Annotated in this window: 14 protein-coding genes; 3 read left to right on the top strand and 11 right to left on the bottom strand. The window is 30.1% G+C overall.

Annotation, left to right across the window (positions count from 1 at the left end):
* Positions 1-3: 3 nt before the first annotated feature.
* Positions 4-561, bottom strand: a complete 558-nt coding sequence (gene thpR / locus KQI41_RS07690; protein WP_154439696.1) for an RNA 2',3'-cyclic phosphodiesterase — start codon at positions 559-561, stop codon at positions 4-6.
* Between the two features lie 211 nt (positions 562-772).
* Between thpR and KQI41_RS07685 the strand changes: the two genes are divergently transcribed.
* The 3 genes from KQI41_RS07685 to mnmA all read left to right on the top strand — a co-directional run bounded on the left by KQI41_RS07685 (position 773) and on the right by mnmA (position 3,661).
* Entirely contained in the window at positions 773-1,492 is a 720-nt protein-coding gene (locus KQI41_RS07685) for a zinc dependent phospholipase C family protein (RefSeq protein WP_154439695.1), read from the top strand.
* 66 nt (positions 1,493-1,558) lie between these two features.
* The gene (locus tag KQI41_RS07680; RefSeq protein WP_216585116.1) at positions 1,559-2,500 is read left to right on the top strand and encodes a phosphoglycerate dehydrogenase; all 942 of its coding nucleotides are present in this window, start codon (positions 1,559-1,561) and stop codon (positions 2,498-2,500) included.
* 48 nt (positions 2,501-2,548) lie between these two features.
* Positions 2,549-3,661: a tRNA 2-thiouridine(34) synthase MnmA gene (gene mnmA, locus KQI41_RS07675; RefSeq protein WP_154439693.1), complete on the top strand. Its 1,113-nt coding sequence runs from the start codon at positions 2,549-2,551 to the stop codon at positions 3,659-3,661.
* Between the two features lie 82 nt (positions 3,662-3,743).
* Here mnmA and KQI41_RS07670 read toward each other — a convergent pair whose 3' ends face one another.
* The 10 genes from KQI41_RS07670 to KQI41_RS07625 all read right to left on the bottom strand — a co-directional run bounded on the left by KQI41_RS07670 (position 3,744) and on the right by KQI41_RS07625 (position 14,161).
* Positions 3,744-4,445, bottom strand: a complete 702-nt coding sequence (locus KQI41_RS07670) for a response regulator (RefSeq protein WP_154439692.1) — start codon at positions 4,443-4,445, stop codon at positions 3,744-3,746.
* Between the two features lie 24 nt (positions 4,446-4,469).
* Entirely contained in the window at positions 4,470-5,972 is a 1,503-nt protein-coding gene (locus tag KQI41_RS07665; RefSeq protein WP_154439691.1) for an ATP-binding protein, read from the bottom strand.
* Positions 5,973-6,086: 114 nt separating this feature from the next.
* Positions 6,087-7,172: a sodium ion-translocating decarboxylase subunit beta gene (locus KQI41_RS07660; RefSeq protein ID WP_154439690.1), complete on the bottom strand. Its 1,086-nt coding sequence runs from the start codon at positions 7,170-7,172 to the stop codon at positions 6,087-6,089.
* Between the two features lie 78 nt (positions 7,173-7,250).
* The gene (locus tag KQI41_RS07655) at positions 7,251-7,895 is read right to left on the bottom strand and encodes a hypothetical protein (protein WP_154439689.1); all 645 of its coding nucleotides are present in this window, start codon (positions 7,893-7,895) and stop codon (positions 7,251-7,253) included.
* Positions 7,896-8,056: 161 nt separating this feature from the next.
* Positions 8,057-8,737: a class I SAM-dependent methyltransferase gene (locus tag KQI41_RS07650; RefSeq protein WP_216585115.1), complete on the bottom strand. Its 681-nt coding sequence runs from the start codon at positions 8,735-8,737 to the stop codon at positions 8,057-8,059.
* A 48-nt stretch (positions 8,738-8,785) separates the two neighbouring features.
* Positions 8,786-9,754 carry a GNAT family N-acetyltransferase gene (locus KQI41_RS07645; protein ID WP_216585114.1) on the bottom strand — a complete coding sequence of 323 codons (969 nt, stop codon included), beginning with the start codon at positions 9,752-9,754 and terminating at the stop codon, positions 8,786-8,788.
* 3 nt (positions 9,755-9,757) lie between these two features.
* Positions 9,758-10,780 carry a ribosome small subunit-dependent GTPase A gene (gene rsgA, locus KQI41_RS07640; RefSeq protein ID WP_216585113.1) on the bottom strand — a complete coding sequence of 341 codons (1,023 nt, stop codon included), beginning with the start codon at positions 10,778-10,780 and terminating at the stop codon, positions 9,758-9,760.
* A 297-nt stretch (positions 10,781-11,077) separates the two neighbouring features.
* Positions 11,078-12,127 carry an ABC transporter permease gene (locus tag KQI41_RS07635; RefSeq protein ID WP_216585112.1) on the bottom strand — a complete coding sequence of 350 codons (1,050 nt, stop codon included), beginning with the start codon at positions 12,125-12,127 and terminating at the stop codon, positions 11,078-11,080.
* Positions 12,120-13,226 carry an ABC transporter permease gene (locus KQI41_RS07630; protein ID WP_244971146.1) on the bottom strand — a complete coding sequence of 369 codons (1,107 nt, stop codon included), beginning with the start codon at positions 13,224-13,226 and terminating at the stop codon, positions 12,120-12,122. Before KQI41_RS07630 ends, KQI41_RS07635 begins: the two co-directional genes overlap by 8 nt.
* Entirely contained in the window at positions 13,226-14,161 is a 936-nt protein-coding gene (locus KQI41_RS07625; RefSeq protein ID WP_216585110.1) for an ABC transporter ATP-binding protein, read from the bottom strand. Before KQI41_RS07625 ends, KQI41_RS07630 begins: the two co-directional genes overlap by 1 nt.
* Positions 14,162-14,171: the final 10 nt, after the last annotated feature.

Genomic DNA, 14,171 nt, shown 5'->3' with positions numbered 1-14,171 from the left:
TTTTTAACCATTAGTACTTACACTAAATTCTCTAACATAAACTGGAATATAAGTTAGTTTTCCATTTATTCTTGTACTTTCCATTATTGACACTTTATCTACAGATATTATTCCATCGATGATTTTAGCCTTCATTTCTAATTCTTTAAACTCCTCTGCAATAACTACTTCTCTGCCCATGGTAATATGGGGAACAAAACCTCTTCCCTCTTTTTCATAACCTTGTTTTTCTAATTCATTCTCTAATTTAAAATATAATTTATCCATCATTTGATTTGCTTCTATTCCTAACCATATTATTCTCTTTTCACCTCTAGGAAATTCTCCTAATCTGCTGAAATTCAATTCAAACTCCTCTTGATTTAAAGCTACATTATCAATAGCCTTCTTTAGATTATTTAACTGCACTTCTGTAATTTCTCCTATGAACCTAATAGTTAAATGAAAATTATCCTTATCAGTAAATTTTCCTGAGATACTATTTTTCTTTACTATCTCCTGTATATTGTGTAAATATTTTTTTATCTCATTTGAAAATTCTACTGCTATAAATATACGCATTATTATCCACTCCAATTCTAGTTATATACCTTATGTTTTATTAAATTCATTTATAATACCAACAGAAAAACCCAATGTCAATTTATATATATTCCCCATAATCCACAAATTATCACTTACTTAGATTTAAAAAGATATTATATTTCATACTTATTTATAATATTTGTAAAAATACCAATACTAAAATTAATAAAACATAGGAGTGATAAAAATGGATTTCTTAGAAACCACTTACGATAAAGCATTAAAGACAGTTTTTGACATGGCTAATCCTATTAAAAAATCTATTATAAATACTCATTGTAGGGTTCATAAATTTATTAATATAAGGGCTTTGAAAATTCTTAAGAATGATGAATATGTTAAAGAATATGAATTCTTTACAAGTTATATTTATCATATTAACGAAGGAGCTGTATGGGCAGACCAAGATTTTAAAAGCTCAAATCATTTCTATAATCCAACTACAAAGAAAGGATTATATGGAAGAAAAAGTGCTATGGATTTAGGAGTTGATTATTATAATGAATCCATTAACCTATGGAAACAAGGAGACTTTAACAAATCATTATTCTATTTTGGTGCATCTTTACACATTATTCAAGATATGACTATTCCTCAACATGCTAATATTCGTTTACTAGATAACCATCATCAGTATGAAAATTATGTTAAACGTACTCATGAATATATGAAAGATTTTCAGGTAGAAACAGGTGCCTATTTACTTGACTCCATAAGAGATTATATAAGATTCAATGCTAGAGTAGCCATTAGAGTATATAAGAAATTTAAAAACATTTCTGATGATGAAACTAGATTTTATCGGACTAGCAGATGCACCCTCCCCTTAGCCAAAAGAACTACAGCTGGTGCCATGATTTTATTCTATAAAGATATATTCACTAAAGAATTAAATCAACTTAATTAGATATAAAGTTGATTTAACAAATAAATAAAGGTATTATATTAATATGATACTGGAAGGAGGGTGACTATGAAGGCATTGATTACTTTTAAATATGCTGAAGAAGAAATAAAAAAACTAGAAAAACTAGGTTATGATATAATTTTTAGAGATGAAAGAGATCTAATTTTTTCTGATAATATAAAAGATATAGATTTAATAGTATGTTTTAATCCATTTAATAAAATAGATATATCTTTATTTCCAAATCTTAAATGGATCCAACTTTCAAGTGCAGGTATTAACCATGTGCCAATAGATAAAATATTATCGCAAAATATTATACTTACAAATAATCGAGGTGGATACAGTATTCCAATAGCCGAATGGATTGTTCTTAAAATATTGGAGATGATTAAAAATACTAAGGAATTCTATAATAAACAAAATAAGAAAACATGGAAAATAGATACTTCTCTTATGGAACTTCAAGGAAAAACCATAGGATTTATAGGAACTGGCTCCATTGCCAGCGAAGCTGCTAAAAGATTAGAACCCTTCGATGTAAACATAATTGGTATCAATTCCAGCGGAAAAGAAGCAGAACATTTTCATCAAACCTTTAGTATTGAGAAAATTTATGATGTAGTACCTAAATGTGATTTCTTAGTAATTGCTACTCCATATACGGAAAAGACCCACCATCTCATGGATGAATCGGTATTTTCTCATATAAAGGATGGAACATATTTAATCAATATTGCTAGAGGTAGTATTATAGATGAAAAAGTTCTTATAGAGAATTTAAAATCTGGTAAAATAAAAAAAGCTGCTTTAGATGTATTTGAAGTAGAACCTTTACCTGAAAACAATCCATTATGGGAAATGGAAAATGTAATTATATCTCCCCACAATTCTTGGGTATCAGAAATGAATAATAATAAAAGATATGAAATAGTTTATAAAAATATGGAAAAGTATATAAATGGCGAAAAATTAATTAATATTGTTGATTTAAAAAGAGGATATTAATATCCTCTTTGAATACATATTAAGATATTTTGAAGAAAGGAAGAACTTATGAAAAAAAGAGTAATTTTAGGTATGAGTGGTGGAGTAGATTCATCTGTTGCTGCTTTACTGCTTAAAGAAGCTGGATATGAAGTGATTGGACTTTTTATGAAAAATTGGGATGAAAAAGATGAGGATGGCGTTTGTACTGCTACAATTGATTCCGAAGATGCAAGACAAGTTGCTGACCAACTAGAAATTCCTTTTTATACTATAAATTTTGAAAAGGAATATTGGGACAGAGTATTTACTTATTTTCTTGATGAATATAAAAAAGGTAGAACACCAAATCCTGATGTAATGTGTAACCAAGAAATAAAGTTTAACGCTTTTTTAGATTATGCTCTTAAATTAGACGCTGACTATATAGCCATGGGACATTATGCGCAAGTAGAGAAAAGAGATGGTAAATCTTATTTGATTAGAGGAAATGATAATAATAAGGACCAAAGTTATTTTTTATCTCGAATAGATCAAAGTGCTCTTTCTAAGACTTTGTTCCCAATAGGGCATTTGGAAAAGAAACAGGTTCGTGAGCTAGCAGAGAAACACAATTTAACTACAGCCTCAAAAAAAGATTCTACTGGAATATGCTTTATAGGTGAAAGAGATTTTGATGAATTTCTAGACAAATATCTTCTAACTAAAGAAGGAGATATAATAGATATAGAAGGTAATAAAATAGGAAAACACAGTGGACTCATACATTATACCTTAGGTCAAAGAAAAGGTATTGGTATTGGAGGAGTAGGAACTGGAGAGCCTTGGTTTGTAGCTGGAAAGGATTTAAAGAAAAACATCTTATATGTAGCTCAAGGTGAAAAAAATCCTGCTCTTTATTCTACTTCATTGATTGGAGAAACACCTAAATGGATATTAGGAACTGCTCCTTCTATGCCTTTAAAATGTACTGCTAAATTTAGATATAGACAAGGAGATATACCTGTAACAGTAAATATATTAGAAGATGGAAATCTTTATATTAAATATGATTATCCTGTAAAAGCAGTAACTCCTGGGCAAGTAGCAGTATTATATCAAGATGAAGTATGCCTTGGTGGTTGTATAATCAAGTCTATAGAACCTTTAGAACAAAAGTATTTATATTTAAATACAATATAATCTAATATTTTTTATAAAGAACACCTTTAAAGCCTAAGCTTTAAAGGTGTTCTTTATTTTATAATAATTATATATAAATCTATCATACTTCTTCTAACATCCTGTACCCTACTCCCATTTCTGTTAAAATATACTGAGGATCTGCCGTATCTTTTTCAATTTTTCTCCTTAGATTTGCAACATTAACTCTCAGTGCCTTACTTTTGTTCACATAAGGTCCCCAAAGTTCACGGCATAAGAATTCATGAGTCAATACAGTACCTGCATTCAGAGATAATAAAACAATAATCCGATATTCTATAGGAGTTAAATGTACCACTTCTCCATCTACAGTTACTATTCTCTTATCATAATCAATATATAAATCGCCTAAAATAAAAAATTGGTTCACCTTGCTGCTTTTTATTTTTGATATATGTCCCTTTCTTAAAGCTGTTCTAATTCTTGCCATTAGAATAGCATTGTTAAAGGGCTTTGTAATATAGTCATCTGCACCACTGTCAAGGGCTGATATAATAAATTTTTCTTCATTTCTTGCCGATACAATAATCACAGGAACCAAACTCCAACTCCTAATGGATTTAAGTACTTCCATTCCATCCATATCTGGCAATCCCAAATCCAGTAAAATTAAATCTGGACAATGAGATGAGGCAAGAGAAATTGCTTCTTGTCCATTGACAGCTTTCAGTGTCCTATAACCTTGTAGTTCTAATTTTATAGAAATGAATTCGATGATTGCCTCCTCATCCTCCACTATCATAATAACAGGTTTATTTTTCATATCAATACCTTTCTATTAATCTGTTTAATCTTGTTCTTTGCAAATGGGTATTGTAAACATAAATTCTGCTCCACCTTCTGGTAGATTATTTGCATATATCTCTCCTCCATGGGCTTTGATTATGGTTTTACAAATGGAAAGTCCGATTCCCAAATCTCGGGTTGAATCTTTACATGGATTCTCAGATGTAACTGCAAAGTTAAAGAGTATGGGAAGAATCTTTGGATCTATTCCCGGACCAGTATCTGTTATAATAAAGCCTACAAAACCATCCATTTCTCTTACTTCTATTACTACATCTGACTTTTGTCCTTGGGCATGTTTTTGTGTATTTTCCAAAAGATTAGCGAGAACTTGAGAAATCAACATCATATCTATAGGAAGTAAAATTACATTTTTAGGCTGTTTTACAGTAATTTCAGTATTAGGAAAACGTTTTCGGAAGGTTAATACGGCACTTTCTATAACTTCTTCTACAATTTCTTCTGATTTATCAATTATCATATCATTTTTCTGAACCCTTGTAATGGATAATATATTTTCAATCATATTTAAAAGCCATTGGGAATCATTTTGTATGCCCTCTATTAATTTTTTCTGTACTTTATAAGGTATTTTTTCTCCTTCTTCCAGTAAAGTAGAGCTGGCACCTATTATACCAGTAAGCGGAGTTCTTAAATCGTGAGATATACTTCTTAAAAAGTCATTCTTTACCTTTTCTGCTTCAATCATTACCTTAACTTTCTGCTGCTCTACTGTAAGATGATACATTCTAAGTGCTTGCCCCATTTGCTCTGCTATTAATTCTAAAAACATCTTTTGCTTTTTGCTCAAATCTTTCTCTCTAAAAGAAAAAGCAAATACTCCGTAAGTAATATTCTGTGTAACTATGGGTAAAAAATAGCCATAGTCCTTATTATCTAAGATTTCTTGCCTATCTGCAGCAATCCTTACTAAGTGAAATATTTCATCTTTGGTAAAATACTCAATACTTACATCATCTTTTACATATCTAAAATATGGATTCAGTTCTCCTTTTGGCCTTATATCTTCAAAAAAAGCTATGGAATGTATTAATTCATCTTTCAAGTATTCCATAGCATACCTTACTATCGTATTCAAATCCCTTGTAGAAAGAAACTTCCTATTTATACTATATAGCAATTCAGCATGTTGATGTTTTTGTCTAGCCTGTTTTGCCTGTGTCTTAATCCTAGCAGTAATAGTACTGCTAGTAAAAACTACAATCAACAGTATAATAAGAGTTACTGGAAAATCCACAGTAAAACTAAAACCGAATCTTGGTGAAGTTATTAGAAAATCATAAGTAAATACTCCTATGACTGCTGACAGGATCCCATAAATATATCCTTCTGTGACTGCTGTAATAATAAATATTGCCATAGACATTACAATATTTATATTTTGATGTCCTAAATCATAACGATAAAGAATTTCACATATAAGCAATGTACTACAAAGAATACAAATAGAGAAAGTAATATTTTTAGCTATTTTCTTATTCAAATTAATCCACCTTACACTTTTTATAATTATAACTGATAGATGAACGCTTTCATCTTCATATACTATAATCTATTATATCATAGTTTTCAAAATAGCTTCTACATTAGTATTTTACTATCCAAACATGGTAATAAAAATTCCTGCTATAATTGCTGAACCTATGGTACTTGCTACAATAGGTCCCATTGCGTGCATTAAAAGATAGTTTGAAGGATTATATTCTTGTCCTAGCTTTTGAGATATTCTAGCAGCCATAGGCATAGCAGATACTCCTGCATTTCCAATTAGAGGATTCACTTTTCCTCCTGTTAATTTGCATAAAATTTTTGCTACTATTACTCCCCCAGCTGTTCCCATGGCAAATGCAAAAAGTCCTAAAACAATAATCAAAAGTGTTTTAATATTTAATACTCTATCAGCTGTTGCACTTCCTCCAATAGACAAACCAATTAATAAAGTAAGTAAATTCAATAAATCTCCTTGAAGCATTCTAGATAATCTTTCTGTTACACCACTCTCTCTAATAAGATTGCCAAGCATTAACATTGCAATCAATGTGGCTGCAGAAGGTACTAAAATTAAAACTACCAAAGTTGTTACAATAGGAAAAAGAATTTTCTTGGTTTTAGACACCTTTTTAGGAATAGGCATAACTATCATTCTTTCCTTTTTAGTAGTAAGTGCTCTCATTATAGGTGGCTGAATAAGAGGTACTAAAGCCATATATGAATACGCTGCAATGGTAATTGTTGGAAGCAAATGACTTGCCAACTGTTTTGTTATATAAATTGATGTTGGTCCATCTGAACTTCCTATAACTCCAATTGCTGCTGCTTCCTGCATAGTGAAATTTTCAAATCCAGGAATAAAATATGAAAATACATATCCTAAACCTAATGCTCCAAACATCGCTGCAAAAATACCAAGCTGACCTCCAAGACCAATTAATGCTGTCTTAGGTGATGAAATTAATGGACTAAAATCTGTCATTGCACCAATACAGATAAAAATCATAGGAGGATAAATCCCAAGCTCAATTCCCTTATATAAATAATAAATTAATCCACCTTCATCATAAGAAGACAAACCTGCAATAGGTATATTAGCAATAAGCATTCCAAATGCCAATGGAAGAAGAAGTAATGGTTCATACTTTCTTTCCACAGCCATATATGCAAGAGCAAGTGATAAAACTACCATTATTATCTGAGATAGGGTTAAACTGTCTATTATATTAGTTATGTAATTAATTTACATCATCTCCTAATCTTTTGTATATTACACCATTGTGTATCCATCGTGATTAACAATTGCATCTATCTTTTGTTTGTCTTTACACATTTTACATTCCGATGGTTTTGACACTTCATAATTTGGTATATCATCAGTACTGAAAATGGCATTGATTTCTTGACCTGCTATTTTAGCTCTTGCAGAAAAAATAGCAGATATTCCCTCTAGATTTCCTCCATAATAGCTGATACACTCCAATGCCTTTAAAATTGTTTTTCCAGTAGAAGCAGAGCTTATAAGTAGAACAATGTGTTTATTGTAAACAAATTTTTGAGTACTTTGCATAAAAATCAATTGTCCACCTATAGAAACTGTAGGACGTACCACATGAATATCTCTATCACTATTGACTACCATGGAGCCATTTTCCAGAAGTTCTTCAGCCATATATGCACCAATAACCTCAGTATCTTCCATACAAATAATAGTATCTACAAGGCTTTTTGATAAATAAGGAATAGCCATTTCTCTTGCTACATCTCTTGCTACTAGTGCATTTGCTTTTATTCGGCTCATATTCAAGTAATAATTTAAATGTGCATTTCCTGTAGTAAAGTGACCTGGAATTACATCTAGGGTTATCAACTTATTCTTCGGAGACTCAATAGTAAAAACGCGTTCTTCTAACATATATTCCTCCTTTTTCATTCTAATATTTTACTAGTCACACTAATTATAAAAGAAATATGTATAAAGAAGTTGTTAAGAAAATCAAAAAGTCGAGAAAATTGATTAATTCTCTCGACTTTCCATGACTACTTATTTAAATTTAGATAAAACATAATAATTAACTATTCTTTTGTTAAATAGACAGTCATACATTTAAAATATTCTTCATTTTCAGTATCCATCATCTTTTCAACAAGAAACTCTGCTTCTTTTAACTCTCTTTTATGTTCTTCCCAATTAACAGCTCTATAGGAAGTACTTGCTACCTTAAATGTTTTTCCCGTCAACGTATGATTTCTCTCTTGCAATACAAATGCAGCTGAGACATCCGTTTTTCTTTGTATTTTCCCGTCTCCCATACTAACTAACAAAAATTTCCCTTTAGGTCTAAGTAGTGAATTTATTGTCTTTAAAAATTCTTTTCTATCCTCGTCTTCTACTAACATATGTAGAGTTCCTATTGAATAAATCCAATCAAATTGTCTATTAAGCTTTTCTCTTAAATCTAAAGCATCTGAAACCATCCACTCTGCCAAAACTTTTCTTTCTTTAGATAACTCTTTACATTTTTTTATAGCTTCTTCTGAAATATCTACACCAGTGATGTTATACTTTTGTTCTGCAAGATATAGAGCATCTCTGCCTTCTCCACATCCTATTTCGCATATATCATCATTTATAGGAATATTGTAGTGCTGTATCCAATTAATTAATTCCATAGTAGGTTCTTTAGAAAACCACAACAATCCTTCTTCATGTATTTTCTTATATCTTTGTTCATATGCTTGATAATATTTTTTCAAATTAACCACCTCCAAAAAACTTTTATTTGTATAGAAATCTTAGAAAAATTACTTAGAAAAGATACTATTGTAACCCAGCACCCTTTCATCAATCCTTCTAGTATAGCCATAGGTATAACTATCAAAATATTTACTCCAAAACCTAAGAGCAGTAGGATTTAATGTTTCACAATCAACCCCTAGATACTCTTTTCCTTCCTTCTCGGAAATTTCGCAGATGTATTCTAATAATTGCTGTGCTATGCCTTTGCTCCTATACTCTTCATCAACATATGCTCCGCAAATATTATAAATATTATCACTTTCAGAAACAAAAGTTTCTGCCTCTGTATCTAATTCCATATATCCAATAACTCTATTTTCTTGTTTTGCTGCAAATACTCGAGTTCTATGGTTTTCAAACCAATTATCATCTTGAGCCATGCTGGTAGGAAAAAATATTGGTGCACTGGCTAAATGCTTTATTAATTCTTTCCTTAGACTTGATATTTCTCTTTTATCACCCTTCACTAACTCTTGAAATCTAATATCTTTATTAAATTCACTTATTTTTGTACGAGTATTAAGTTTCATAATAGCATCACTACACCTAATGCCAAATCCATTCATTATAAAAGATCTACCCACTTCTTCATCATGAGCATATCTGCTTAATGAAAAACTACATATTCCATCAGTAACCAAGCTTTCTGTAACTTTTTGTAGTAATTTTGAAGCAAGAATATTTCTATTCTCACCTGCAAATGCACTTCCTCCTAATGGCGAAAATACCCCTTTTACATTCCCATGAAATCCATCTCTAGGCTCTTGAAATGCTAAATATCCTATAACCTTTCCATTTTCAACAGCCACTTTTCCATACTTATTTTTAAATAATCGTTGAATAAGAACTTCCAATTCTTTTTCAAAATTTACCCTCATTAACTGAGGACATTTTGTACACTCATTACTGTATTCTTCAAGTGCTAATTCAAGTGCTTCTTTTACATATTTTGGTTCCATATTATAGAATTTCATTTTTTATTTTCCCCTTTTTATCTTATTCTCTAACTTTCCTTTTTTAGTATATATGGATTTATTCTTGCCCCATTGATTTTCATTAGACAACTGGCAATATGTTTTCCATCTCTCTATGGAAAGTATATTATTTTCAATAGCTTGATTTACTGCACATCCTGGCTCCTTGCTGTGACTGCAATTACGATATTTACATTTATCAAAGAGTTCAATTATATCTGAAAATGTATGGTTTATACCATTCTCAGCATCCCACATTCCAAGTTCCCTAATTCCTGGAGTATCAATAATTATTACTCCTGATGTAAGTTCAATTAACTGCCTATGAGTTGTAGTATGTCTACCTTTAGAATCATTTTCACGTATATCATTTACCATCATGATTTCTTCTTCTGCAATTGCATTTACAAGTGTGGATTTCCCTACCCCAGAAGATCCTATAAAAACTATAGTTTTTCCTGCCTCCATATATATATCTAATTGTTTCATTCCATATCCTGTTTTGGCACTAATAGCAAAGACATCAATCTGTTTTGATATGCTTTTTACCTGTGTTACATAAGTATCTGGGTTGTGACATTCATCTGCTTTTGTCAAAATCACTATGGGTTTTCCACCACTTTGTAAAGCCACACTAATATATCTTGTTATTCTGTTTAAGTTAAAATCATGGTTCAGAGATGAAAGAATAAATATATAGTCAAAATTGGCTACGATTACCTGCTCTTTCACTGTTTTTACATACCCAGCACCATGTCCTGAAAAATCTGTTCTAGAAAAAATACTTTTCCGCTCACATATTTCTTCAATTAAAGAATTTCCATTTTCATTATATTGCATAAGAACATAATCTCCAACTACAGGATATTCTTTATTATTTTTATATTTATAAAAAGTACCTTTTAATTTTGCATTGGTTTCTCCATATTTGCATATTACTTTGAATAATTCTCTCTGTACTTCGCTAATACGTGCCATGATTAAATTACCTTTTTCTATCTTATAAATCTCTTCAAACCTCACCATATTACCTCCAATTTTTTGCACAAAAAAAACTTGCCCATTGGCAAGTTATGTTTATACATTATTTACAAAGGGTTGTTTTTATAGAGTATACGAAAAGCCTCTGCTCTAACGTACACCCAAATATTAAATTATTGATTCATCACCATATTCATGTTTGCCATAATTTAATCAACTCCCCTCGAAATAAAATTGAAAGCTATATTACCTTAGATTATACTAGAATAAAATAAAGAATACAACTGTAATTTTAAATTATATAAATATAATTCTATCATCACAAACTAACTAATTCCCCGCCTAAAGGATCAAACTATTAATCTTATTAACAGCTATAATAAATAGTAAAATTGAAAGAACCAATACACTGGCCAAAGGAACAATAGTATCTACTAAACTTCCTCCTTTTTGTAATGTTTCAATAGCTGAGATAATCCATCTTTGAGGGAAAATTGCTCCTATTTTCTGCATTGTTTTAGGCATTGCATTATATGGAAATAAAGCTCCAGATAATATGGAACTGGGAAGTAAAACTAAAATTGAAAAGTTCCAAACATGATTCTCATCATTGGTAAATGCAGATAAAACTAAACCAAAGGCAATGGTGAAGATTGCTAATACAGAAAAAACAACTATTAAATTAAAAGGATTTTTCATTGCAAAATCAAATTTAAATATCTTTGATGTAATAAAATAAACAAAAATAAATAAGACTAAATTCATAAAAAATGCACTACCACGTCCAAACAGATAGGCGGACATTTTTGTTTTGCTCATATAAATTCTATTTAGAATCCCATTCCTTTTTTCTGCAATAATCAATCCAGCAAGCAAAGAGCAGGAACCAATCATTTTAAAAATTACCATACCTAAAGCATTATTTATAGGCACTCCCTTCTTGGGTACTTCATTTTTTCGTATTTCAAAATCATGAACACGATTATTGCATTTAGCATTTATATTGTTATTTAATATAGTTTCCATGTAATCGGCTAATTTAGAATCTTTTGCCTTTATTATTTCAATGGGTTTCTCTTTTGTTAAATCTATACTTTCTCCATCGCTTTTAATTACAACGGCAAATTCAATTTTATTATGAATAATGCTTTGATTTACTTCATCTAAATCCATATCAATTGTATGAAACAAATCCGTATTATCAAGGGTATGTTCCACCATAGACCCTATTTCACTATGGTCTTGATTAATTACTGCAATATTAACCTTTGATTGATAAGAAAGGATAAAAGAGAAAACTAAAAGCATAATAACAGGAGCAACTACTATTGTTGAAATATACTCCTTATTCCTTACGAAAATCATCCAAGTATTTTTGAAAATATTATTCATAAATGGTCACCCCTTTTCTCTGCTCTTCTCTCTTTTTCAATAAGTAAATAATCCAAAGAGAAAGAATGATGATAAAGCACATAGCTAAAGATACGAAAAAGTTGTTGGTAAGCATACCCCCTGATAAATCCAATGCGGAATTTGTTACCCAATATAATGGACTTATTTTACTCAATATAGACACTATTTTTATGGATTCTAAGTATGATAAAGGAGTAAGCCCTCCACCCATGAGAACTAATATAATAGAAATCATTAAAATATTGTCATTTAAGGCTGTTCTCTGTTTTGTAAATAGACCCATTATTCCACCTAGGGTAGAACTAAATAAAGCCAAGACTAGATAAAGTGCAAAAATAAATGGAAAATATTTTCCCCAATGTACATCTAATAAAATAGTAGACATAAGATAAACAAGCACGATTTGAATTGCACCAATTGTAGTACCAAATAAAACTTTGCTTAACATCAGTTTATTTATGCCTATTTTAGAAATATAAATTCTCTCAAAAGCTTTTATTTCTTTTTCACTGAATACACTCTGCCCAACAATTAAAGCAATATACATTATAATTAAACCTAATTCTGCAAAAGTGAAATAAGTATAAGAATCAATAGTTGTTTTTTCTACTTCTTTAGATGTAATATAATCATCAGAAGATATACTTATATTTCCTAATAAATTTTCATAAGAAGCTCTTATTAATTTACTTAAACTTGTTTCATTATAAGGGGAGCGATAATAATAGAAACCATTGTTAGATAGCTTAATAAGTGCTATAGACTTATGTTTATCCACCTTTTCACAACCATTTTCATAATCATTTACTTTTTTAAAGGTCACATTAAATTTGTCTTCTACTGCTACTTGAAACTGTTGAAATTCTCTATCATATCTTGAATGGTAATTATCTTCTAAGTAATAGAGAATACTTTCTTCGGATTTTGTTTCCATTTTTATTCCTGTTACTCCTATTATGTTAGACATGGCATATCCCATAATCAGAATAAGAATCATTGGGACTACTAACATAAATACAACATTAAATGATTTTCTAAAGAATTGTTTTAGTTCCTTGGTATACATATTTCTTATCATCAATCTCTAAGCTCCTTTCCTGTTAAAGATAAAAAGATTTCTTCAAGGGTAGGAACTGTATGCTCAATACTAATTATAGAGATATGGAATTGCTTTAGTATATTAAAAACAGTATCATAGTCATTCATATCTTTCCTACAATGGATATTAAAGCGTTGGTTTTTCATATTTACCTCTGTTACCCCTGTTATGTTCAATATACTCTCTCTTACTTTTGCAAAATCTAGGGTTTCTGCTTGAAATGATACCGTCAGTATTCTGTTATTTTTATACAATGCTTTTATCTCATCTGTAGCTCCAGATAAAATAATTTGTCCATGATCTATGATTAGGAGCTTGTTGCAAATTTCTTCCACTTCTTCCATGTAATGTGAAGTATAAATTATGGTTGTTCCTTGATTTTGAAGTTTTTTAATACTTTCTAAAATAAAGTTTCTTGATTGTGGATCAATTCCTACAGTTGGTTCATCCATAATAATTAATTTTGGCTTATGAGTAATTGCACAAGCAATATTGAGTCTTCTTTTCATTCCTCCAGAGAAGTACTTTGCTTTTTTATCTCTTTGCTCATGTAATCCAACGGATGTAAGTGACTCATTAACTTGCTTTTTTAAATTTTCCCCATTTAAACCATATAGAGAAGCAAAGAATCTTACATTTTCCTCAGCAGATAAATCAGGATAGATTGCTAAATCTTGAGGTACTAATCCTAAGTTAAAATGCCAATTTTTAAAACTTTTATTTTCTTCAAATAAAATCACTCCTTTATCAGGTATTAGTAATCCTGAAATCATTTGAATAGTAGTACTTTTACCAGCACCATTTGGTCCAACTAATCCTAAAATGTCACCTTTTTTTACTTCAAAACTTACATTATCTACAGCAGTAATATCTTTGTATTTTTTAGTTAAATTTTTTACCCTTACTATATTCATGTAATTCCCC

Origin of the sequence: Tissierella pigra (assembly GCF_018917845.1) — a bacterium.
Lineage (GTDB): Bacteria > Bacillota > Clostridia > Tissierellales > Tissierellaceae > Tissierella > Tissierella pigra.
Note: the sequence above shows the minus strand (reverse complement) of the source record. Positions and strands in the feature narration are given on the sequence as shown.